The sequence below is a fragment of the Mesorhizobium carmichaelinearum genome (assembly GCF_900199455.1).
GTDB classification, from domain to species: domain Bacteria; phylum Pseudomonadota; class Alphaproteobacteria; order Rhizobiales; family Rhizobiaceae; genus Mesorhizobium; species Mesorhizobium carmichaelinearum.
Genome location: NZ_FZQR01000001.1, coordinates 516,299 through 537,770, shown reverse-complemented (window position 1 = coordinate 537,770; position 21,472 = coordinate 516,299). Strand labels below are relative to the sequence as shown.

General features: G+C 64.1%; 18 protein-coding genes. 8 read left to right on the top strand and 10 right to left on the bottom strand.

Annotated features, from left to right (window positions below; translation table 11 throughout):
* Positions 1 to 1,827 carry an alanine racemase gene (locus CKW40_RS02215; protein ID WP_095198287.1) on the top strand — a complete coding sequence of 609 codons (1,827 nt, stop codon included), beginning with the start codon at positions 1 to 3 and terminating at the stop codon, positions 1,825 to 1,827.
* Here CKW40_RS02215 and CKW40_RS02210 read toward each other — a convergent pair whose 3' ends face one another.
* The 7 genes from CKW40_RS02210 to CKW40_RS02180 all read right to left on the bottom strand — a co-directional run bounded on the left by CKW40_RS02210 (position 1,828) and on the right by CKW40_RS02180 (position 9,009).
* Entirely contained in the window at positions 1,828 to 3,204 is a 1,377-nt protein-coding gene (locus CKW40_RS02210; RefSeq protein WP_095198286.1) for an FGGY-family carbohydrate kinase, read from the bottom strand.
* On the bottom strand, positions 3,201 to 3,518 hold the full coding sequence (gene rhaM, locus CKW40_RS02205; protein ID WP_095198285.1) for an L-rhamnose mutarotase: 318 nt from the start codon (positions 3,516 to 3,518) through the stop codon (positions 3,201 to 3,203). Before rhaM ends, CKW40_RS02210 begins: the two co-directional genes overlap by 4 nt.
* Complete coding sequence (locus CKW40_RS02200) at positions 3,518 to 4,513, bottom strand: ABC transporter permease (RefSeq protein ID WP_095198284.1); 996 nt, start codon at positions 4,511 to 4,513, stop codon at positions 3,518 to 3,520. The genes rhaM and CKW40_RS02200 overlap by 1 nt, the downstream gene beginning before the upstream one ends.
* Entirely contained in the window at positions 4,510 to 5,487 is a 978-nt protein-coding gene (locus tag CKW40_RS02195) for an ABC transporter permease (protein WP_095198283.1), read from the bottom strand. The genes CKW40_RS02200 and CKW40_RS02195 overlap by 4 nt, the downstream gene beginning before the upstream one ends.
* The gene (locus tag CKW40_RS02190; RefSeq protein ID WP_179297797.1) at positions 5,484 to 7,040 is read right to left on the bottom strand and encodes a sugar ABC transporter ATP-binding protein; all 1,557 of its coding nucleotides are present in this window, start codon (positions 7,038 to 7,040) and stop codon (positions 5,484 to 5,486) included. The genes CKW40_RS02195 and CKW40_RS02190 overlap by 4 nt, the downstream gene beginning before the upstream one ends.
* A gap of 114 nt (positions 7,041 to 7,154) precedes the next feature.
* Positions 7,155 to 8,150, bottom strand: a complete 996-nt coding sequence (gene rhaS, locus CKW40_RS02185) for a rhamnose ABC transporter substrate-binding protein (RefSeq protein ID WP_065005696.1) — start codon at positions 8,148 to 8,150, stop codon at positions 7,155 to 7,157.
* A gap of 55 nt (positions 8,151 to 8,205) precedes the next feature.
* The gene (locus CKW40_RS02180; protein WP_095198282.1) at positions 8,206 to 9,009 is read right to left on the bottom strand and encodes a DeoR/GlpR family DNA-binding transcription regulator; all 804 of its coding nucleotides are present in this window, start codon (positions 9,007 to 9,009) and stop codon (positions 8,206 to 8,208) included.
* Positions 9,010 to 9,193: 184 nt separating this feature from the next.
* Here CKW40_RS02180 and CKW40_RS02175 point away from each other — a divergent pair, with 184 nt between their 5' ends.
* The 3 genes from CKW40_RS02175 to ggt all read left to right on the top strand — a co-directional run bounded on the left by CKW40_RS02175 (position 9,194) and on the right by ggt (position 14,538).
* Positions 9,194 to 11,296, top strand: a complete 2,103-nt coding sequence (locus CKW40_RS02175) for a bifunctional rhamnulose-1-phosphate aldolase/short-chain dehydrogenase (protein ID WP_095198281.1) — start codon at positions 9,194 to 9,196, stop codon at positions 11,294 to 11,296.
* A 109-nt stretch (positions 11,297 to 11,405) separates the two neighbouring features.
* On the top strand, positions 11,406 to 12,698 hold the full coding sequence (gene rhaI / locus CKW40_RS02170; protein ID WP_095198280.1) for an L-rhamnose catabolism isomerase: 1,293 nt from the start codon (positions 11,406 to 11,408) through the stop codon (positions 12,696 to 12,698).
* Positions 12,699 to 12,798: 100 nt separating this feature from the next.
* Positions 12,799 to 14,538 carry a gamma-glutamyltransferase gene (ggt, locus tag CKW40_RS02165; RefSeq protein ID WP_095198279.1) on the top strand — a complete coding sequence of 580 codons (1,740 nt, stop codon included), beginning with the start codon at positions 12,799 to 12,801 and terminating at the stop codon, positions 14,536 to 14,538.
* Between the two features lie 50 nt (positions 14,539 to 14,588).
* On the opposite strand, the gene CKW40_RS02160 is transcribed toward ggt, so the two are convergent.
* Positions 14,589 to 14,933 (bottom strand): hypothetical protein, encoded by a 345-nt coding sequence (locus CKW40_RS02160; RefSeq protein WP_095198278.1) that lies wholly within the window; start codon positions 14,931 to 14,933, stop codon positions 14,589 to 14,591.
* Between the two features lie 511 nt (positions 14,934 to 15,444).
* On the opposite strand from CKW40_RS02160, the gene CKW40_RS02155 reads away from it, so the two are divergent.
* The 3 genes from CKW40_RS02155 to CKW40_RS02145 are packed head-to-tail and all read left to right on the top strand — an operon-like array spanning position 15,445 to position 19,233.
* The gene (locus tag CKW40_RS02155) at positions 15,445 to 16,269 is read left to right on the top strand and encodes an ABC transporter substrate-binding protein (RefSeq protein WP_244571058.1); all 825 of its coding nucleotides are present in this window, start codon (positions 15,445 to 15,447) and stop codon (positions 16,267 to 16,269) included.
* The gene (gene fhuB / locus CKW40_RS02150; RefSeq protein WP_095198277.1) at positions 16,262 to 18,310 is read left to right on the top strand and encodes a Fe(3+)-hydroxamate ABC transporter permease FhuB; all 2,049 of its coding nucleotides are present in this window, start codon (positions 16,262 to 16,264) and stop codon (positions 18,308 to 18,310) included. The genes CKW40_RS02155 and fhuB overlap by 8 nt, the downstream gene beginning before the upstream one ends.
* Positions 18,311 to 18,333: 23 nt before the next feature.
* Positions 18,334 to 19,233: an alpha/beta hydrolase gene (locus tag CKW40_RS02145; RefSeq protein WP_095198276.1), complete on the top strand. Its 900-nt coding sequence runs from the start codon at positions 18,334 to 18,336 to the stop codon at positions 19,231 to 19,233.
* A gap of 21 nt (positions 19,234 to 19,254) precedes the next feature.
* Here the strand turns inward: CKW40_RS02145 and CKW40_RS02140 are convergent, their stop codons facing one another.
* Positions 19,255 to 19,674, bottom strand: a complete 420-nt coding sequence (locus CKW40_RS02140) for a hypothetical protein (protein ID WP_179297796.1) — start codon at positions 19,672 to 19,674, stop codon at positions 19,255 to 19,257.
* Positions 19,675 to 19,910: 236 nt separating this feature from the next.
* Between CKW40_RS02140 and CKW40_RS02135 the strand changes: the two genes are divergently transcribed.
* Entirely contained in the window at positions 19,911 to 20,075 is a 165-nt protein-coding gene (locus CKW40_RS02135) for a hypothetical protein (protein ID WP_439330946.1), read from the top strand.
* Here CKW40_RS02135 and CKW40_RS02130 read toward each other — a convergent pair.
* The gene (locus CKW40_RS02130; protein ID WP_095198274.1) at positions 20,072 to 21,181 is read right to left on the bottom strand and encodes a DUF4432 family protein; all 1,110 of its coding nucleotides are present in this window, start codon (positions 21,179 to 21,181) and stop codon (positions 20,072 to 20,074) included. The two genes, CKW40_RS02135 and CKW40_RS02130, sit on opposite strands and share 4 nt — an antisense overlap.
* Positions 21,182 to 21,472: the final 291 nt, after the last annotated feature.

Below are 21,472 nucleotides of genomic sequence, written 5' to 3'. Positions count from 1 at the left end.
ATGTCGGGACCGCAAGTCGCCATCGACCTTGGCCGTATCGAGCGCAACGCCCGCACCATCGTCGAGCGCTGTGCGCTGTCTGGCATCAAGGTGTTCGGCGTCACCAAGGGCACGTGCGGCATGCCGCAAGTGGCGCGTGCCATGCTGCGCGGCGACGTCGCCGGCATTGCCGAATCGCGTTTCGAAAACATCCGCCGGCTGCGCGACAGCGGCATCAACGCACCGATCATGCTGCTGCGCAGCCCGCCCATGGCGCGTGTCGAGGAGGTGGTGCGCACCGTCGACATCAGCCTGCAGTCGGAACTCGCCACCATCCGCGAGATCTCGCGCATCGCCGAGCGCATGGGCCGCGTCCACGACATCATGCTGATGATCGATCTCGGCGATCTCCGCGAAGGCATCTGGCCGAGTGACCTGATCCCCACCGTCGAGCGGATCCTCGAGTTCAAGGGCGTGCGCATCGCCGGCATCGGCACCAATCTCGGCTGCTTCGGCGCCATCATGCCGACACCGGAGAATCTCGGCCAGCTCGTCGCCCACGCCTACAAGACCGAGCGCCTGTCCGGCAAAAGCCTCGACTGGATCTCAGGCGGGGCGTCGTCGTCGCTGACGCTGCTGCTCGAGGGCAGGCTGCCGGCCGGCATCAACAATCTCAGGGTCGGCGAGGCGATCCTGCAAGGCGGCGTCGAGACCTTCCGCGATGTGCCATGGGCTGAACTCGAGCCCGATGCCTGCCGCCTGACCAGCGATATCATCGAAGTCAAGCTCAAGCCCTCGCGGCCGATCGGCGAGTCCGGCTACGATGCTTTCGGCAACCAGCCGGTCTTCCCCGACGAGGGCGACAGGCTGCGCGCCATCGCCAATATCGGCCGCGAGGACGTGCTGGTCGAAGGGCTGACGCCGATCGCCAAGGGGATTCGCGTGCTCGGCGCCTCCAGCGACCATCTGCTGCTCGACGTGCAGGACGCCGAACCGCGGCCCACTGTCGGCGACCGCGTCGCCTTCCGCATGAGCTATGGCGCCATGCTGCTGGCGATGACGTCGGAGTATGTCGAGAAGGCGCCGATGCATGACGTCGCCGACTTTTCCGGCCGCAAGATGGTGTCGATCTCGGCCGAACAGGAGGCCGGCGGCATCCTCGCCCGCGAGGGAACCGGCGCGCGGCTGGAAGCGATGAATTTCGATGTTGTGGAACTCGCCGATGTCGAGCGGCCGCCCTCCGGGTTGATACGGCTCGCTGCCGGCGCCGACCGCCGCGTCGCCCACAAGGCGCTGACGGCGACGGCGCGCGCGACGCATTCCTTCGGCCTGATCTGGATCGATTCCATCGCCGCGCTGATGCCCGAGGACGAAGAGGGCATCGACCTGCCGGAGGCCTCGGTGCTGGCGCGTACCCTCGGTCTTGATCACAAGGCCGGCGCGCTGCAGCCGCAGCTGTCGCCGGAAAATGTCGTCATCGTCGGCCTGCGCCATGCCGATCCGGCCGAGGCGCGGGTGCTGAAGGATTCGCGTGTCTCGGCCTTCACCATGACCGATATCGACGCCATGGGCATGCGCGACCTGATGCATGAGGCGATCCGCATCGCCACATCGGGCACGCAAGGCTTTCATGTCAGCTATTCGACGACAGCCACCGAATTCGCCGGCTGGGCGGCTGGCTCCGGCGGGCTGACAGTGCGCGAAACGCATCAGGCAATGGAGGCGATCGCGCTCTCCGGCGGCCTGCTGTCGATGGATGTTTCGGGCTTGACCGGGGATATGGAGCCCAGGATCGGCACCGACACGGTGAACTTCGTCATGTCGGCCTTCGGCAAGCGGATCCTGTGATCAGGCCCGTACTTCGACCGCCGCGCGCCAGGCGCTGACATAGCCGGCCCAGGCCGCGTCGGTCGGCTGCTCCAGTCTTTCGCCTTTGCCATGCGCCGTGACCTGATCCGATGCCAGCAATGCTGCGCCAATGCTGGTGCCGGTGGCGGCTTCGGAGGCGACGACGGCGCGACCTGTGCTTGCCGCCAGCATGCCGACGAACAGCCGGTTGCGGGCAAAGGGTCCTTCGACCGTTGTCGGGCCGTCGGCGCCGATCAAGTCGAGGCAGGTCGCCGTCATCAGTGCCAGATAGAACGAGATGGCGGCAAAACGCTGGCCGTTGCTGATGCCATCGGCATTGAACCATGTTGCGGCCTGGTGTGGGAACGGCCCTGACCCTTGCTGGGTCGAAGGCAGCAGCAACGTCTTTCGCGCCAGCACGGCACCGATATCGTCTTCGGTCCAGTTCTCCGGCTGCCCTTCTGTCAGCAGCGAAAACTCTCGACCACCCATGAACCGGGCCGAGGGGACCGGGTCGCCCAGTGCGTTGACATTGACCAAAGTGTCGCGCGCTGGGTCGAGCTTGACCGGCCTGCCGCCGACCGCCATCGACACCACCCAGGTGCCGGTCGAGACGACTGAGAAGGGTGGCGCGTCGGACACGAGATGCGGCAGCAGCGAGGCGTTGGAATCGTGCAGGCCGCAGAACACCGGCGTTTGCGGATCAAGGCCGGTGCGCGCGGCAAGCACGGGCAGGATTGGCCCGAGACGATCTCTGGCCAGCCGCACCGGCGCCATCAGCCGGCGCCATTTCAGGCCGTCGACCAATGATGAAAAATCCGCGGTCCACGGGTTCCACAGATCGGTGTGGCAACCAAGCGAAGTCACCTCATTGGCGGTGACGCCGGTCAGGCGCAAAGCCCAGAATTGCGGATACATCAGCAGCGCGGCGGCCTTGGCGAATTCCGCCGGGAAGTTTCTTTGCTGCCAGAAGAACTGCGCGCCGAGATTGAGGCCGAGCGGCAGCCGCGGCGTGCCGGTCTCGGCGAAAGGCGGGCGGATCGCATCGTACTCCGACGACAGCGTGTCGGGGCCATCGAATTCATAGTCGAGGACAGGCAAAACGAGTTTACCCGAAGCGTCCACCAGCGCGCCCGTCGCGCCGTGGGTGGTGATCGAAATGGCGTCGATGCGCTGTTGGCGGTTGAGGCTGGCCAGGCTGTCGAGGATGAACGTCCACAGCGCCTCGACATCGTGATGCGGGTAGGGCGCCTGCCGCAGCGGCGCGTTGGCCGTGCGGCGCAGCGCCACCTCGCTCAATGTCATGAGATCGACCAGCGCCACCTTGGCGTTGGTCTTGCCGATATCGATGACGGTGATGTGGCGCGGAGCACTCATGCCATATGGAACATTGTTTCCAGCGGCACGGCCACCGGCTCATTGTCCGGCTTCGTTTCCATGATGTCGGCCATGTGGGCCCACCAGCGCTGCATCACCGGGTGCTTCGGCAGGTCGGCCATGCCATGGTCATCGCGCCGCCACAGCACGCCGAACAGGATGTTGGTCTCTTCGTCGAGATGGATCGAATAATCGGACACGCCGGCTTGCTTCAAGAGCGCGACCAGCGACGGCCAGATCTCGTCATGGCGCTTCCTGTACTCGGCCTTCATGCCCGGTTTGAGCTTCATCTTGAACGCGTGCTTTTCCGGCATCAGCGTCCACCGCGCAGCCGCCGCCAGACGATCGGCAATGCGATGACGATGATCAGCAGCAGGCCGATGAAGATCGACATGACGATGCCAGGCACGTTGAGCAGGCCAAGCCCGAAGGTCACCAGCCCCATGATGAAGGCGGCAAGCACCACGCCGACAATGCTGCCGGCACCGCCCAGAATGCTGACGCCGCCGAGCACCACCATGGTGATGACTTCGAGCTCATAACCTTGCGCGATCGACGGGCGGGTCGAGCCGAGGCGCGAGGTGATCAGCACTGAGGCGATGCCGGACATCAGCCCGGTCAGGCAGAACAGGATGAATTTGATGCGGCCGACGCGCACGCCGGAAAACTGCGCCGCGACCGGGTTGTTGCCGATGGCAAAGACACGGCGGCCGAAACTCGTGCGATGCAGCAGGAACCAGTAGACGACAGCCGCGATGAGGAAGAGCACCAGCTCGAACGACACCACCCACCAGACGTAACCCTGGCCGAAGAAAGCAAAACTTTCGGGATAACCCTTATAGGCTTGGTCGCCGAGGATGATGAAGGCGATGCCGCGGAACAGGCTCATCGTGCCGATGGTGACGACGATCGACGGCAGGCCGAGCCTTGTCACCAAGAGCCCGTTGAAAGCGCCGCAGCCGAGCCCGACGACGATGCCGATCAGCACCAGCACCGGTGTGCCGGCGCCGGCCTGCACCGCCATGCCCATCATCGTCGAGGCGAGCGCGATGATGGCGGCCACCGACAGGTCGATTTCGCCGGAAATGATCAGCAGCGCCATGGCAAAGGCGATCAGGCCCTTCTCGGTGAAGTTGAAGGTCAGATCCGACAGCGAATAGGGGTCGAGAAAATAAGGCGAGGCGAAGCTGTTGATGGCGAAGATGGCGACGGCCACCACGACCAGCAGCGCCTCCCAGGAAAAGATCGCCGAGGACAGCGGCTTGTCGAGCCGGTCGGGAATATGGCGCGGGGCAGGGATGTCGGTCATGCCGCCTCCACTTTCCTCAGGATGATGCGGCCCTGCTGGCGTTCGCCGCGCGCGTTGAGCACGACGGCAAGGATGATGGCGCTGCCTGAAATCGCCATCTGCCAGAAGGGCGAGATGTTGATGACCGGCAGCGCGTTGGAGATGATGCCGAGGAACAGCGCACCCAGCACCGCGCCGCCGACCGAGCCGATGCCGCCGGCGATCGAGATGCCGCCGATGACGCAAGCGGCGATGATGTTGAGTTCATAGCCATTGGCGACCTCGACCGAGGCGATCACATAGCGCGAGATCCAGAGATAGCCGGCAAGCCCGCCGATCATGCCGGAGATGCAGAAGACGATGAATTTGGTCCGGCCGACATCGATGCCGGTATAGACCGACGCCGTCGGGTTGACGCCGATGGCGTAGATCGAGCGGCCAAGCGCCGTTCGCGTCATCAGCACGAAGAACAGCGCGATGACCAGGATGGCGATCCACGACAGCACAGGAATGCCGAGGAAGGCCGCGCGCTGGAAGCCGATGAAATCCGGGCTCATCTTGTCGGCATTGACCCAGGCGCCACCAGACAGGACGAAGGTCGCGCCGCGATAGATGGTCAGCGTGCCCAATGTCACCACGATTGACGGAATGTTCAACCGCCATACCAGAAGGCCGTTGATGGCACCCAGAACCAGTCCGACGACCAGCGCAATGACGATCAGCAACGGGATCGGGATCGCCGGGTGTGCCGCATTCAGCATCGCCACCACCATGCCGGTGAAGCACAGGTTCGAGGCCATCGACAGGTCGATCGACCGGGTCAGGATGACCACCATCTGGCCGAGCGCCAGGATCATCAGGATCGAGGTGTCGTTGAACACCTGGCGCAGATTGCCGGGATCGGCGAATGCCGGGAAGCGAGTCGAGATCAGCCCGATCAGCACGATGATGGCCGCCGCCAGCCAGACCTCGCGGTATTTCAGGAAAGCCTTCATGCCGCGATCCCCGCTGCCGTCCGGACCAGCGTCTCGGCGTCTAGCCCTTTATTATCATAGACCGCCGCGACAAGGCCTTCACGCATGACCACGACGCGGTCGGACATGCCGAGAATCTCCGGCAGCTCCGACGACACCATGATCACCGACAGGCCCTGCGCGACGAGCTCGGCCATGAAGCCGTGCACGGCGGCCTTGGAACCGATGTCGATGCCCTTGGTTGGTTCGTCCAGAATGATCACCTTGGGCGACGTCGCCAGCCATTTGGCGATGACGATCTTCTGCTGGTTGCCGCCCGACAGCGTGCCGACATCCTGGCTGAGCGAAGAGGCCCTGAGATCCAGCCGCTCGGTATAGGAGCGGGCGAGCGAAAACTCCTCCGCCAGCCGCAACAGGCCGGACTTGGAGGTACGCTTCAGCGACGGCAGCGAGACGTTCTGGAAGATTGGCAGGCCGATCACCACGCCCTGCTTGCCGCGCTCTTCCGGCACGTAGACGATGCCAGCCTCGATCGAATCCGCCGCCGATTTGGGCGCGATTACCTTGCCTTCCAGCGTGATCGTGCCGGCTGATGTGCGGGTGATGCCCGATATCGCCTGCATCACCTCGCTGCGCCCGGCGCCGACAAGGCCGTAGAAGCCGAGGATCTCGCCCTTGTGCAGTTCGAAACCGATATCGTTGAATTCGGTCGGGTGCGACAGGCCGGCGACGGACAGCACCGGCGCGCCGATCTCGGCCTTGCGCTGCGGAAAGATATGGTCGACCGAGCGGCCGACCATCATGCGCACGATCTGGCTCTGGCCGGCATCCCTGATCAGCCCTTCGCCGACCATCTCGCCATCGCGGAACACCGTGTAGCGGTCGGCGATCCGATAAATCTCGTCGAACTTGTGGCTGATGAACAGGATCGCCTTGCCTTCGCTCTTGAGGAACTCGATCAGCAGGAAGAGCTCCTCGATCTCCTTCATCGACAGCGCCGCGGTCGGCTCGTCCATGATGACGATCTGCGCGTCGATCGACATGGCACGGGCGACGGCGACCAGGTGCTTGTTGGCGATGCCGAGGTCCTTCAGCCGCGCATCGGCGTCGATATGGCCGGCATGCATGGTGTCGAGCACTTCGCGCGCATTTTTGCGCATCATGCGCCAGTCGATTGTGCCGAAGCGCGTGCGCGGCGCGTGGCCGAGAAAGATGTTTTCGGCGACGCTCAGATCGTCGAACAGCACGGTTTCCTGATGGATGGCGGTGACGCCATGGCCGAAAGCGGCATGCGCGCTGTGCAAAGTGACGGCCCGGTCGTCGATGCTGATCGTGCCGGCGTCGGGCTGGTAGATGCCGGTCATGATCTTGACCAGCGTCGACTTGCCGGCGCCGTTTTCGCCGATCAACGCCGTCACCTGGCCGGGATAGAGCGACAGGCTGACATCGTGCAGCGCCCGCACGCCGGGAAAGCTCTTCGAGATGCCGGACAGCGTCAGGCGTGGCGCCGCTTCACCCTCCCCCTTGTGGGGAGAGTCGCGAACAACGTGAGCGGGGTGGGGGTTGTCTAGCATATCAAGGTCCTGGTGCGTGGAGATGTCGCCACCCCCACCCCGTCTCGCCGGTTTTGCTTCGCAAGACCGCCTCGCCGACCCTCCCCACAAGGGGGAGGGTGCAAGTGCCCCAGATCAATAGATCTTGGAGAACTTCTCGATGTTGGTCTTGTCGAACTGGAAGGGCGGAGCCATCGCAGCCGAGTTGGTATCGTCGAGCGTGACCTTGCCGACGCGGCCGATCGACAGCGTCGCGCCGGGCTTGGCCTCTTCCTTCTTCACCGCCAGATCATGGGCGAGGTAGACGGCGGAGTACCCGAGGTCGATCGGGTTCCAAAGAGCCACGGCCTGTGAAGCACCGTTGTCGATGAACTTCTTGAACTCGGACGGCAGCGCCAGGCCGGTGACATTGACCTTGCCGATCAGGTTCTCGTCGGTGACGACCTGGGCGGCGGCAACGACGCCGACGGTGGTCGGCGCGATGATCGCCTTGAGGTTCGGGTAGGACTTCAGCAGGCCCTTGGCTTCGTCGGTGCTCTTGGCCGAGTCGTCATCGCCATAGACGGTGGCGACGAGTTTGATCTTGGGGAACTTCTCCGGCAGGATTTTCTTGGCCGCGTCGATCCAGGCGTTCTGGTTGGTCGCGGTCGAGGAGGCCGACAGGATGGCGACGTCGCCGCCCTCAGGCAGATAGTCGGCGGCGAGCTTGATGATCGTCTCGCCGATCAGGCCGGTGTCGGACGGGTTGAGGTGAAGCTGGCGGCCTTCCTTGGCAACGCCCGAATCCCAGGAGATGACGGTGATGCCGCGCTCCATGGCCTTCTTCAGCACCGGCACCAGCGCGTCGGCGTCATTGGCGGAAATCGCGATGGCGTTGACCTTCTGGGCGATCAGCGAATTGACCACTTCGATCTGCGCTTCGGCGGTCGCCTTGGTCGGGCCGGTGTAGATGATGTCGACATCGCCGAGTTCCTTGGCTGCCTCTTCGGCGCCCTTGTTGGCGGCGTCGAAGAAGCCGTTGCCGAGCGACTTCACCACCAGCGCGATCTTGACGTTCTCGGCATAGGCGGCATTCACGAACATGGCGGCTGAAAAGGCCGCCGTAACCATCAATTTCTTCAAGAAGCTCATCGAATATCCTCCCTTGAGCGTTGCATTCCATCACCGCTGCGGGCGTGAGGGTGTCTCAGGCCTGCAGTGAAGATTCTTCCTTTGCCGTCTTGCGGGCGACGATCAGCGTCACGCCCGCGGTCTCCAACATTTTGGCTTCGCGATCCTCGATGCCGTCATCGGTGATGACGGTGGCGATGCGCGACAGGCCGCACAGGATCAGGCTGGAGCGTTTGCGAAATTTCGAGGAATCGACCAGCACCACCAGCTCGTCGGCCTGGTCGATCAGTTTCTGCTCCGCCTGGATCAGCAGCGGGTCGCCTTCCATCAGGCCGAGCGGCCCCAGCCCTTGCGCGCCCATGAACATGCGGCGCGCATAGAAATTGCGCGTCACGTCATTGTCGAAGGGCGACAGGATGATGTTCTGCTCGCGATAGATCGTGCCGCCCGACAGCATCACCGTGTTCTTGGAGTGCTTGAGCAGATGCTCGGCGATCGGGAACGAATTGGTGAAGATCGGCATGCGGCGGCCGGTCAGGAAATGCACCATCTGGAAGGTGGTGGTGCCGCCATTGATGATGATCGGCTCGCCATCCCCGCACAATTCGACCGCTTCGCGGGCGATCGCACGCTTCTGCGAGGCGTTGATCGTTTCGTTGACGGAAAAGGGCCGGCCGGCGAGGCCGATGAATTGTGGCGGCGCGATCGCCTCGGCACCACCGCGCACCCGGCGCAGGCGCTTTTGCACATGAAGAGCCGCGATATCGCGCCGGATCGTCGCCTCGGACGACTCCGTCAGGTCGACCATCTCCTGCACCGTCACCACAGGCTTTTCCTGGACGGCGGACAGAATGATCCTGTGGCGCTCTTTTTCGTGCATGGTTCCTCCCTGCCTGGCCATCTAGGCACTCAAAACGAGCAATGTCAATCATTTCCGATCATATAATTTCATTGTGCAGTGCAATATGATTGATCTTGATCGTTTGTGATTGACAAGCGGGCTGGTTGCGTAGACATTCCCGGCAAAATGGACTGCGGCTCTTTGCGTCCCAGGGAGGATACCTATGCTCGACAAGCGCTCCGGCTCGCGCCTTGCCAATCTGTGGGATGATGCGAAAACCCAGGGGATGAGCGGCCCCGAGCTTCTGGTCTATCGCTCCAACACGCTCGGCTCCGACAAGCGCGTCACCAATTATGGTGGCGGCAACACGTCCTCGAAGATCCAGCAGAAGGATCCGCTCAGCGGCGACACCGTCGAGGTGCTCTGGGTTAAGGGCTCGGGTGGCGACAGCGCCTCGATCAAGCTCGACGGCTTCGCCACGCTCTACATGGACAAATTGCGCGCGCTCAAAAGCCTCTATCGCGGCGTCGAGCATGAGGACGAGATGGTGGGATATCTGCCCCACTGCACCTTCAATCTCAATCCGCGCGCGGCCTCGATCGACACGCCGCTGCATGCCTATGTGCCGAAGCCTTTCGTCGACCACATGCATCCCGACGCCATCATCGCCATCGCCGCGGCCAAGGACTCCAAGGCGCTGACGACAGAGATCTTCGGCGATGCCATCGGCTGGCTGCCGTGGAAGCGGCCGGGCTTCGAACTTGGCCTGTGGCTGGAGAAATTCTGTGTTGAACACCCCGCCGCCAAGGGTGTCATCCTCGAAAGCCACGGCCTGTTCACCTGGGGCGACACGCCCAAGGAGTGCTACGAGACGACGATCTCGGTGATCAACCAGGCGATCGAGTGGTTCGAGCGCCGCTCCGAGGGCCTCGCCATTTTCGGCGGCGAAGTGGTCAAGTCGCTCGACGCCACTGAGCGTCGCGCCATCGCCGCGAAACTGATGCCCAGGATTCGCGGGCTGATCTCCGAAAAGAGCCACAAGCTCGGCCATTTCGACGATTCCGCCGCCGTGCTCGAATTCGTCAACTCCAGGGATCTGCGCCCGCTGGCGGCACTGGGCACATCATGCCCCGACCACTTCCTGCGCACCAAGATCCGGCCGCTGGTGATCGAGTTCGATCCGGCCAAGCCCGATGTCGATGCGGTCATCGCGCGCCTCGCCGACGACATCGCCGCATACCGCGTCGGCTACCAGGCCTATTACGACAGCTGCAAGCATCTGGACTCGCCCGCCATCCGCGACCCCAATGCCGTGGTCTATCTGATGCCCGGCGTCGGCATGTTCACCTTCGCCGGCGACAAGGCGACGGCGCGCATCTCGGGCGAATTCTACGTCAACGCCATCAACGTCATGCGCGGCGCCTCGACTGTCTCGTCCTATGTCGGCCTGCCGGCGCAGGAAGCTTTCGACATCGAATACTGGCTGCTTGAGGATCTGAAGCTGCAGCGCATGCCGAAACCGAAGTCGCTTGCCGGCCAGATCGCGCTGGTCACCGGCGGCGCCGGCGGCATCGGCCGCGCGACCGCCAATCGCTTGCTGCGCGAAGGCGCCTGCGTGGTGCTGGCCGATATCGATGAGGCTGCACTTGCCAGCGCCAATGAGGAACTGGCCAAGGCCTATGGCAAGGATTTCGTCCGCCCGGTGGTGATCAACGTCACCTCCGAGGACCAGGTCATCTCCGGCTTTGCCGAGACGGCGGTCGAGTTCGGCGGCATCGACATCCTGGTGTCGAATGCAGGTCTCGCCTCCTCGGCGCCGATCGAGGAAACGACGTTGGCGCTGTGGAACAGGAACATGGATATCCTGTCCACGGGCTATTTCCTGGTGTCGCGGGAAGCGTTCCGGTTGTTCAGGGTGCAGAAGATCGGCGGCAATGTCGTCTTCGTCGCCTCCAAGAACGGCCTTGCCGCATCGCCCAATGCCGCCGCCTATTGCACCGCCAAGGCCGCCGAGATCCATCTCGCTCGTTGTCTCGCGCTGGAGGGCGCGGAAGCGCAGATCAGGGTCAATGTCGTCAATCCGGACGCGGTGCTGCGCGGTTCGAAAATCTGGACCGGCGAGTGGAAGGAACAGCGCGCCGCCGCCTACAAGATGTCCACGGACGACCTCGAAGAACATTACCGCTCGCGCTCGATGCTGAAGCGCTCGGTCTTCCCGGAAGACATCGCCGAGGCGATCTATTTCTTCGCCTCCGACATGTCGGCCAAATCGACCGGCAACATCATCAACGTCGACGCCGGCAACGCGCAGAGCTTTACGCGCTGAGCTAACGGCGGAGCGCTTCCCTTCTCCCCGTCACTATACGGGGAGAAGGTGGCCCGAAGGGCCGGATGAGGGGCAGCGCTGACTGAACGCATTTGGGAGGAACCAGCACTTGTCCGAAACCATCGTCTCAGCCGACCTCGTCGCCAGCCACAACGCCGCCCGCCAGCCCGACCTCGAGCGCGACTACGCCTCGCTCGGCGAACGCCTTGACCGTCGCGGCATCGCCATCGACGCTGTCCGCGACAAGGTCGAAAAATTCGCGGTCGCCATCCCGTCCTGGGGCGTCGGCACCGGCGGCACGCGCTTTGCCCGCTTTCCCGGCGCCGGCGAGCCGCGCGACATTTTCGACAAGATCGAGGATTGCGCCGTCATCAGCCAGTTGACGCAGGCGACGCCGACCGTTTCCTTGCACATTCCATGGGACAAGGCCGATCCGAACCGGCTGAAGCAGGCGGCCTCGCGTTTCGGCCTTGGCTTCGACGCCATGAATTCCAATACCTTCTCGGATGCCAGGGACCAGAAGCTGTCCTACAAATTCGGCTCGCTGTCGCATGCCGATGCCGGCACGCGCCGGCAGGCCGTCGAGCACAATCTCGAATGCATCGAGATCGGCAAGACGCTTGGCTCCAAGGCGCTGACGGTGTGGATCGGCGACGGCTCGAATTTTCCGGGCCAGGTCAATTTCGCCAGGGCGTTCGAACGCTATCTCGACGCCATGAAGGAGGTTTATGCAGGGCTGCCCGCTGACTGGAAGCTGTTCACCGAGCACAAAATGTACGAGCCGGCCTTCTATTCCACGGTCGTGCAGGACTGGGGCACCAACTACCTCATATCAAAGGAATTGGGCGACAAAGCTTTCTGTCTCGTCGACCTCGGCCACCACGCGCCCAACGTCAACATCGAGATGATCGTGTCGCGGCTGATCCAGTTCAAGAAACTCGGCGGCTTCCACTTCAACGATTCGAAATATGGCGACGACGATCTCGACGCCGGCTCGATCGACCCCTACCGGCTGTTCCTGGTCTTCAACGAACTGGTCGATGCCGAACTGTCCGGCGCCGAGGGTTTCGATCCCGCTCACATGCTCGACCAGAGCCACAACGTCACCGACCCGATCGAAAGCCTGATGCTGTCGGCGGTCGAGGTGCAGCGCGCCTATGCGCAGGCATTGCTGGTCGATCGCAAGGCGCTCGAAGGCTTTCAGGACGCCAATGACGCGCTGATGGCGACGCAGACGCTGAAGGCAGCCTACCGCACCGATGTCGAGCCGATCCTGGCGATGGCGCGGCTGAACACCGGCGGCGCCATCGATCCCGTCGCCGCCTACCGGGCAGCGGGCTACCGCGCCAAGGTCGCCGCCGAACGCCCGGCAGTCGCCGGTGGCTCGGGCGGAATTGTCTGACACGCCTGACATCTGAATTGATGCGCCTGGCCCACCGTTGATGGTGGACTCGGCCGCTGCGACGGGCTCTTCTAGGCGTCCCCCGCCCGGAGAACCCGCCATGCATGTCACCCGTCGGACACTGATCGCCGCCAGTCTTTCCTTCAGCTTTGCCCTCGCGCCACTGGCCAACGTCTTCGCCGCGTCGCCCGCGCCGGCCAAGGGCGAGCATGGCATGGTGGTGACGGCCCAGCATCTGGCCTCGGAAGTCGGCGTCGAGGTGCTGAAGAAGGGCGGCAATGCCGTCGATGCGGCGGTCGCCGTCGGCTATGCGCTGGCCGTCGTCTACCCCAATGCCGGCAATATCGGCGGCGGCGGCTTCATGACCATCCGCTTCGCCGGTGGGAAATCGACTTTTCTCGACTTTCGCGAGCGCGCGCCGCTGGCGGCGACCAAGACCATGTATCTCGACAAGGATGGCAATCCGGTCAAGGGCGCCAGCCTGGACGGCTATCTCGCCGTCGGCGTGCCGGGCTCGGTCGCCGGTTTGGAAATGGCGCGCGAGAAATATGGCACGCTTTCAAGACAGGACCTGATGGCGCCGGCGATCGCCTATGCCAAGGACGGTTTCATCCTCAATCAGGGCGATGCCGCTTCCTTTGCCGGCAGTGCGGACCGGTTGGCGAAGGACCCGGCGGCGGCTGCCGCCTTCCTGAAGGCGGATGGCAAGCCCTATGGGATCGGCGAGCGGCTCACCCAGCCTGATCTGGCCGCGTCGCTCACGGCGATTTCCGAGAAAGGCCCCGATGCCTTCTACAAGGGCGCCATCGCGGATGAGATCGTCAAGGCGAGCGGCGCCAAGGGCGGCATCCTCGCCAAGGCCGATTTCGAGCAATATGCGGTCCGTGAACTCAAGCCCGTGACCTGCACCTATCGCGGCTACGAGATCACCTCCTCGCCGCCGCCAAGCTCCGGCGGTATCATCATCTGCGAAATCCTCAACGTGCTGGAGGGTTATCCCCTGTCCTATCTCGGCGCCGGTTCGGCCGAGGCGGTGCATGTCATGGTCGAGGCGATGCGCCATGCCTATGTCGACCGTAATTCCACCCTCGGCGATCCCGACTTCGTCGACAATCCGGTCTCGAAGCTGCTGGACAAGGCCTATGCCAAGGACATCCGCGACAAGATCGATCCGTTCCGGGCCGGCGTGTCTCAGGATCTGATGCCGAAGGGTTTTGGCGAGTCGAAGGAGACCACGCACTATTCGATCATCGACAAGGACGGCAACGCGGTCGCGGTCACCTATACGCTGAACGGCTCCTTCGGCGCCGGCGTCGTCGCCGACGGCACCGGCATCCTGCTCAACAACGAGATGGACGATTTCACCCAGAAACCGGGCGTGCCCAACCTCTATGGTCTGGTCCAGGGCGAGGCCAACGCCATCCAGCCGAAGAAGACGCCGCTGTCATCGATGAGCCCGACCATCGTCGCCAGGGACGGCAAGCCGTTCATGGTCATCGGCAGCCCGGGCGGCTCGCGCATCATCACCATCACGCTGGAAGCGATCGTCAACGTCATCGACCACGGCATGAACATCCAGGAAGCGATCGACGCGCCGCGCATCCATCATCAGTGGCTGCCCGACACGGTTTATGTGGAGCCGTTCGGCCTGTCGCCGGATACCGAGAAATTGCTGGCCGGGATGGGCTACCATCTCGATCTAGGCGGGCAGACCTGGGGGCAGGCGGCCGGCATCTTGGTCGGCGGCAAGAGTCTGGCGGAAATCGAAAAGGGCGGCGGCGCGCGCTACAATGGCGCCATCGACAGCCGCGCGGCCTCAGGCGAAGCGCTTGGATACTGATTTACCCGGGTGAGTTCTTGGTCCGCGCCGGCTCACGCCGGGCCGGGCCGTCAGGTAACCAGCGTGATGGTCGATGCGATCAGCATCAGGGCGGCGATGCCGACGAACAGCGCGTAGATGCGCGGCCGGTCGAGCAGAAGCGCGTTTCCGGAGATCCAGGCCGACGTGGCGCCGCCGAGCGCGAAGAGGAACCCGTTGCGATGGCCAAAGGTCATCGACGCGGCCATCAGCCCGCCGATGATCAGGGCGCCGAACACGATGATCACAGCGACCGCGTACTTCTCGAAATCGTTGCCGCCGCCCATGGCTGGCCCGATCGCATTCAGATTGGGCAGGTCGTCCGGATCGAAGGGGTTCGTCGACCCGTATTCGTCTTGACCGATCGATTCTCGCATCACTCATTCTCCGCTGACCGGCAACAAACCATCAACACTTGCCGAGTGCAACCCGATCGCACGCCCCTCTCCGTGTTGGCCGTCATCTTCAACACGTTCCGGCGGCGCTTGTCACCGCTTTTTCGGGGCACCTGGCTCGAATGCAACACCCGCCCGCGCTCGGATGGCACGCCGTGATCTCCTTTCCATATAGGCCCCGTTCGCGGGGAAAAGATGATGCCGCCGATCAATTCGGCGTCGGCATGCGCCACGCGGCTGCGGCGGGGAGTCGCAGCATCCAGGCATGCGACAGCCAGATTGTTGATGCCCGGCTGCATCTTCAATGTTGACTATGAAAGTCATGTTTTTATAGTCAACCGACATGGGCCGCTCGAGGCCGTCGTCCGCAGACAGGCACGCCACGTTGGAAACAGACCAGAAAGCCCGGCCCGGAGGGACAGCCAAACCCGCGCGCGGCTGCATTACCCGGCGCGGCGCTTTGGCGCTGTTCGCGTTGCCCTTGGCCGCTTTCATGCCACGGGCGGCCGCGGCGAAGCCATTGCGCATCGTTTGCCTGGATGACGGGCTGGCGGAGACCTTGCTGATGCTCGGCGTTACACCAATCGCCGTCGCCGACCATGAAGTCTGGGAGAAGTGGGTGGTCGAGCCGCCATTGCCGCCTGAAGTTGCCGATGTCGGGACGATCCTGGAGCCCAATCTCGAATTCCTGCAGCAGCTTCGCCCCGACGTCATCCTTTCCACTCCCTATCTCGACGGCATCAAGCCGCTGCTCGAACGCGTCGCGCCGGTGACGACGATCGGCATCTACACGCCGGACGGCCAGCCCTATCGGCGCGCCATTGAGGCGACCCGACAACTGGCAACCCTTGTCGGCAAGGAAAGCGAAGGCGGAGCGCTGATCGCAGCGACGGAGGCCTGTTTCTCCGATGTCGGGCAGAGGCTGGGACCGCTTTCGGCGCGGCCGATCTACGCCGTCAGCTTTCTCGATCCGCGCAATGTGCGCGTCTATGGCGAGAAAAGCCTGTTCCAGGCGGTGTTCGACCGCATCGGCATCCGCAACGCCTGGACCGGCGAGACCAATTACTGGGGGTTTGCAACCGTCGGCATCGACGGCCTGGCGACGTCAAGCGACGCGCGCCTCGCCTATCTCGAACCCTTGCCCGAGGGGGCTGTGGGCACGCTGACCGAAAGTCCGGTCTGGAAAGCCATGCCTTTCGTGCGCAACCGCTCGATCATGCGCCTTGCTCCAACGCTGATGTTCGGCGCGCTGCCTTCGGCGAGCCGCTTTGCCCGGCTGCTGGCCGCAGCGCTGACGGCGGAGCACGCCGGTGGCTGAGCAGCAAGCAATCCTGTCAGGCGACACCAGCCTCATCCCCGGTCGTGGGTCGAAGGCTCGCCTATCAGACAGATATCCCCTGGGCGCGATTCTGCTTTGCGTCGTGCTTCTTGGAGTTGCAGCCGCAGCGACCCTCTCGAACCTCGTCGTGCAATTGCCGCCGGCGCTCTGGCTCGACGCGCTCGCAAGCCCCGATATCGACGACATGCGGCAGGTGCTCGTCCACTACGCCTTCCTGCCCAGGCTTGCCGTCAGCCTTCTCTGCGGCGCTGCCCTCGGATTGGCCGGGACGGTGCTGCAACAGGTCCTGCGCAACCCGCTCGCCTCGCCCGAAACGGTCGGCGTCTCGGCCGGCGCCCATCTGGCACTGGCGCTGGCGACGCTGCTTGCGCCGTCGCTGCTTGCCTACGGCCGCGAATGGGTGGCGCTTGCCGGCGCCTTCACGGCCCTTGCCGCGGTCTTCGCGCTGTCCTGGCACAAGGGCCTGTCGCCGCTTTCGGTCCTGCTCGCCGGGCTGGTCGTCAGCCTCTATGCCGGCGCCATTGGTGCCGCCCTGGTGGTGCTGCGGCATGAATGGTTGGCCAGCCTGTTCATCTGGGGCGCCGGTTCGCTCGGCCAGCAGGACTGGTCGACGACGCTGTGGCTCCTGCCGCGCCTGGGTGCCGCCGCGCTGCTGATCGGCCTGATGGTGCGGCCGCTGACCTTGCTTGGCCTCGACGATGAAGGCGCGCGCAGCCTGGGCATCCCGCTCGGCGCCTATCGTTTCGCCGGACTGGCGGCGGCGGTCGCGCTGATTGCCTTTGTCGTCGCCGCCGTTGGCGTCATCGGTTTCGTCGGCCTTGCTGCCGCGACCCTTGCCCGCATTGGTGGCGCCCGTCGGCTTGGCCAGCAGCTGGTAATGGCCCCGCTCATCGGCGGCGCCTTGCTTTGGGCCGCCGACCAGGGCGTGCAGATAGCGACCGGCCCGCAAGGCGACCTGCTGCCGACCGGCGCGATGACGGCGCTTCTCGGTGCGCCGCTGCTGCTCTGGCTGCTGCCGCGCCTGGCGCTCGGGCTGGAAACGCCGGCGCTCGGCTCGGAGCGTCTGCCGCGCGCCCGTCGCTCCGCCCTCGTACTGGCGGTGATCGGAGGCGTCCTGCTTGTGCTGCTCGGGCTGGCCTTGCTTTACGCGCCGGGGCCACATGGCTGGACATTCGCGTCCGGCGACCAGCTGCAGCCCTTGTTGTCCTGGCGGTTGCCCCGTGTGTCCGCTGCGCTGGCCGCCGGCGCCATGCTGGCGTTGGCCGGGCTGATGATGCAGCGGCTGACCGGCAATCCGATGGCCAGCCCCGAAGTGCTCGGCATCAGTGCGGGTGCTGCGCTCGGCATGATGGTGGCGCTGTTTTCGCTGGCTGATGCCGGTCGTCCGACGCAGACTGCCGCCGCCACCATCGGCGCCTTCGCCGCTTTGCTGGTGACGCTGGCGATCGGCCGCCGTGCCGCCTACGCGCCGGAGCGGCTGCTGCTTGCCGGCATCGCCCTGACCGCCCTGTTCGACGCGCTGATCCTGGTGCTCACCGCCACCGGTGATCCGCGCGCCATGCTTTTGCTCAACTGGCTCACCGGCTCGACCTATGGCGTCGACGCGAACTCGGCGCTTTTGACCTCGACGATCGCCTTTTGCCTGTTCCTGGCAGCCCCGCTCTTGATGCGCTGGCTGGACATGCTGCCGCTTGGATCGGCCGCAGTGCAAAGTCTTGGCATCAACCTCAGGGCAACGCGGCTTCTGGTGCTGTTGATGGTCGCAGCACTTACTGCCGCCTCGACGCTTGTGGTGGGGCCGCTGACCTTCATCGGCCTGATGGCGCCGCACCTTGCCCGCCGCCTCGGCCTGTCGCGCGCGCTGCCGCAAGCCGTCGGCGCGGTGCTCGCCGGCGCGCTGATCATGGTCTGCGCCGACTGGGTCGGCCGCACCGCCATCTTTCCGCGCCAGATCCCCGCCGGCCTCGTCGCCACGCTGATCGGCGGCCCGGTGCTGATGTGGCTCTTGCGCCGCCGCTGAATTTTTGTCCCTGTGAGATATTCATGTCCAAGTCGACGCCAGCCTCGATCGCCGACACCACTGTTCACGACTTCGTCCCGGCACATGGCGGCGACCCCTGGCGGGTCTTCATCCATTTGCCGTCTGGGCCGGCGCCGGTGGCCGGCTGGCCGGTGCTCTACATGACCGACGGCAACGCCGTCATCGGCACGGCGGTCGATGCCATGCGCGCTCAGGCCTTCTATCCCTTGGGCACCAATGTCGGCTGGGGCGTCATTGTCGCCATCGGCTATCCCGTCGCGGGCGCTTATGACCCGCTGCGCCGCTCCTGGGACCTCGGCCCGCCGCCGGGCAAGACCTATCCGCCCTTCTACGAGGGCACGCCTGAAGTCAGGACCGGCGGGGCAGGGGATTTTCTCGCCTTCATCGAGGATGAGCTGAAGCCGTGGGTCGCCAGCCGGACCAGGATCGACGAGACGCGCCAGGCGCTTTACGGGCATTCCTTCGGTGGCCTGTTCGCGCTCTACGCTTTGCTCACGCGCCCGCTCTCGTTCCGGACCTTCATCGCCGCCAGCCCCGCCATCTACTGGGAGGATCGCGCCATCGACCGCTTCCTCGAAGCGTTCGAGGCTTCTGTCTCCGATGACCTGAATGCGGATGTGATCCTGTCGGCAGGCGAGTATGAGACCGAGAAGCTGGCGCCATTTCAGGTCGGTGCGGAGGACGAGGAAAAGCGACTGCAGCAGAAGAAGCTGACATGCACCGACGAATTCGCGCGGCACATGGCCGAGCGCCTCGACGCTCTGCCTGGGATCCGCGCGAGCTTCGAGCTGCATGCCGGCGAAAACCACATGTCGATCCTGCCGGTGACGGTCAACCGTGCGGTGCAGGCTGCCTTCGCGGTGAGGGAAAGGAATACCGCCCTTGAACGCCTGCCTCGATAAGACGGTCGGCACCGCGCGCCGTCATTCCTGTGGAGGGGGGGCGCTCAATCGACGATAGGAGACGCCATCGAAGCTTGCCGTCACAAAATCCGTGACGGACATCTTGCGCTTGCGTCCGTCGCTGCAGGCGTAAACCGGCCAACCGGCATCGCTGCATTCGCTGGCAGCGCAGATACGCGCTAGGCAGTTACCGATAGTCAATCGGAAGCCGCCCTTGCCGACGAAGCCTTGCAACAAGCTGCCGTCCGCCGAGCGCCATGTCCGCGCACGGAATTCCGCCCGCAAAAGCGATGGCTCGAGAGAGACCGCAAGATTGGTTTCGCCGGGACGCCCTGTGAGCTGCAGACGGAAGCGCGCCATTGCAGTCGCGTATGCGGTCACAAGATCTGGTTCGCGAAAATAGGCGATCGGCAGGTTGGAGCGGTCAAGCAGATGAGACATGCGCTCGCTTGCCTCTACCGGCGTCAGCAAGACAACAAAGGTAAGAAAGGCGAAGCAAGCTCGCGACATTTTCCAGCAGCCATATCGATCTCGGCCTGCCGGTTTGGCCCCGGTTGCCCGTCCAGTAACATCCCGCCAATCGTCGCCCTGCGCAAGCCGCTTGCTGGGGCAGTCCATAAGGCGGCCGAGTGTGCAATTCGCAAGGCCACCGAGTTAAAGCGCTTGGAGCCGAAGAGGTGACCAGCCTCGACGAATTTGCGCGGGCGATGGCCGAGCGCTTCGACGCCTTGCGAGGCGTCCGCGCGAGTTTCGAACTGCATGCCGGCGAGAACCACATGTCGATCCTGCCGGTGACGGTCAACCGCGCGGTGCAGGCGGCCTTCGTGGTGAAAGGCCGCTAGGCGCCCGCGGCCTTGATCCTTGAAATCATGCCTTCCTGTTTTGCGGCCATGTCCGCGTCCATCGCGCCAAAGCGAAGGGTGCAGCGGAACATCCCTTCCGGAGCGACGCGAATGAGGCGGCCTCTTTCCTCCGCCGCGCGATAGCCGTCGGGTTCGGCGGTTGCCGGCAGCACAAGGCCGAGTGCGTCCTGGTCGCGGCCGCGCGTGATCCAGCGCACGGCATAATTGAGTTCATCAGGGCGAAAGCTGACGAAATCCGCTGTCTGGTCAGGGTGGATCTGCAATGCGTGCGCCCAGCCCTCGGCATCCGCCCTTGCCGTCATTGTCAACACGAGTTCGGGGTCGATCGGCTCGCCCTTGGTCAGCAGGCGATGCCGCGAGGGATCGGCGACGATGGCATCGCGGTAGGCAAGGTAGCTCTCGCTCGGCGCGAAAAAGGGAGGAAGCACCTGGCGCACGACGATGTCGGCACGATCGTCGACCACGCTGTCGACCAGACGACCGTCATCCGCCGGTCTGAAATTGATGTGCGCCAGATACATCAAATTCATAGGTGAGCGCTTCAGGTTGGTGATGGCGATGTCGACGGCAACGCCGGTGGCGTCGCGCTGCAGCCGCACGGTCGGTTGCGTCACATAGTCGTGGCTGAAGGCGACAGTCTGGCGGCAGCGCCCGGTCAGGGCCATGAACGGCCCTTCGGCATTGTCCCCGATGATCAGCTGGACATCCCCATAGGGCGCATTGGGCAGGTCGCCATGCAACGGATGGCGGTCGTCCGGACCCGGATTCCCCATCGCAGTGGCGCCACAGTGAAGGAAGAACGCGCCGTAGTTGGAGAGATAGTCCCGGGTCGCAACCGGCTCGTCGAACATCGAGCGCATGGTCAGCGAGCGGTTGAGGAACGTTGCGTCCCAAATCTGCTGCCCCTGGAACGGCAGCATGACGATTTCGCCCTTCGCGTTGCTGATGCGAAGACCGGCAACGCCAGATCGATAGCGAAAGGCGGTGGCGACAAGCCCGCTATATCGCGCCACGGTGGTTTCCAACGGACCAAACTGTTCGGGCACGAGGTCGACGAAGACATGATCGGAATATTCGTAGTGCATTGTTGACCTCTATCTGCCGCAAGCGCGCATGCCGATAGCGCAGGAAGCGCCTGGAAATCAACGGCAGCGAGCCTCGTATGCTCCGCCATACCGGCTGACGCTCTCGACCGGGCGGACCGGCAGTTTGGAGATCGCCGGACAATTTCTTCGAATATTGGGGGTGTTGGTCCGACCTTGGCGAATTTCACCGGACAATGGTCCTAAATGTCAGTCGGTACCCGTCAAAGTCGGTAGACTTCTCCCGGTTCGCCAGCTAGGCAGATCGATATCAAAAGAGGGCAGACTCGGGGA

Bases quoted from the DNA above. Each gene is read 5' to 3' on its own strand.
- CKW40_RS02215 (WP_095198287.1), top strand. From the start codon at position 1: ATGTCGGGACCGCAAGTCGCCATCGACCTTGGCCGTATCGAGCGCAAC.
- CKW40_RS02210 (WP_095198286.1), bottom strand. From the start codon at position 3,204: ATGAGTGCTCCGCGCCACATCACCGTCATCGATATCGGCAAGACCAAC.
- rhaM (WP_095198285.1), bottom strand. From the start codon at position 3,518: ATGCCGGAAAAGCACGCGTTCAAGATGAAGCTCAAACCGGGCATGAAG.
- CKW40_RS02200 (WP_095198284.1), bottom strand. From the start codon at position 4,513: ATGACCGACATCCCTGCCCCGCGCCATATTCCCGACCGGCTCGACAAG.
- CKW40_RS02195 (WP_095198283.1), bottom strand. From the start codon at position 5,487: ATGAAGGCTTTCCTGAAATACCGCGAGGTCTGGCTGGCGGCGGCCATC.
- CKW40_RS02190 (WP_179297797.1), bottom strand. From the start codon at position 7,040: ATGCTAGACAACCCCCACCCCGCTCACGTTGTTCGCGACTCTCCCCAC.
- rhaS (WP_065005696.1), bottom strand. From the start codon at position 8,150: ATGAGCTTCTTGAAGAAATTGATGGTTACGGCGGCCTTTTCAGCCGCC.
- CKW40_RS02180 (WP_095198282.1), bottom strand. From the start codon at position 9,009: ATGCACGAAAAAGAGCGCCACAGGATCATTCTGTCCGCCGTCCAGGAA.
- CKW40_RS02175 (WP_095198281.1), top strand. From the start codon at position 9,194: ATGCTCGACAAGCGCTCCGGCTCGCGCCTTGCCAATCTGTGGGATGAT.
- ggt (WP_095198279.1), top strand. From the start codon at position 12,799: ATGCATGTCACCCGTCGGACACTGATCGCCGCCAGTCTTTCCTTCAGC.
- CKW40_RS02160 (WP_095198278.1), bottom strand. From the start codon at position 14,933: ATGCGAGAATCGATCGGTCAAGACGAATACGGGTCGACGAACCCCTTC.
- CKW40_RS02155 (WP_244571058.1), top strand. From the start codon at position 15,445: ATGCCACGGGCGGCCGCGGCGAAGCCATTGCGCATCGTTTGCCTGGAT.
- CKW40_RS02145 (WP_095198276.1), top strand. From the start codon at position 18,334: ATGTCCAAGTCGACGCCAGCCTCGATCGCCGACACCACTGTTCACGAC.
- CKW40_RS02140 (WP_179297796.1), bottom strand. From the start codon at position 19,674: ATGTCTCATCTGCTTGACCGCTCCAACCTGCCGATCGCCTATTTTCGC.
- CKW40_RS02130 (WP_095198274.1), bottom strand. From the start codon at position 21,181: ATGCACTACGAATATTCCGATCATGTCTTCGTCGACCTCGTGCCCGAA.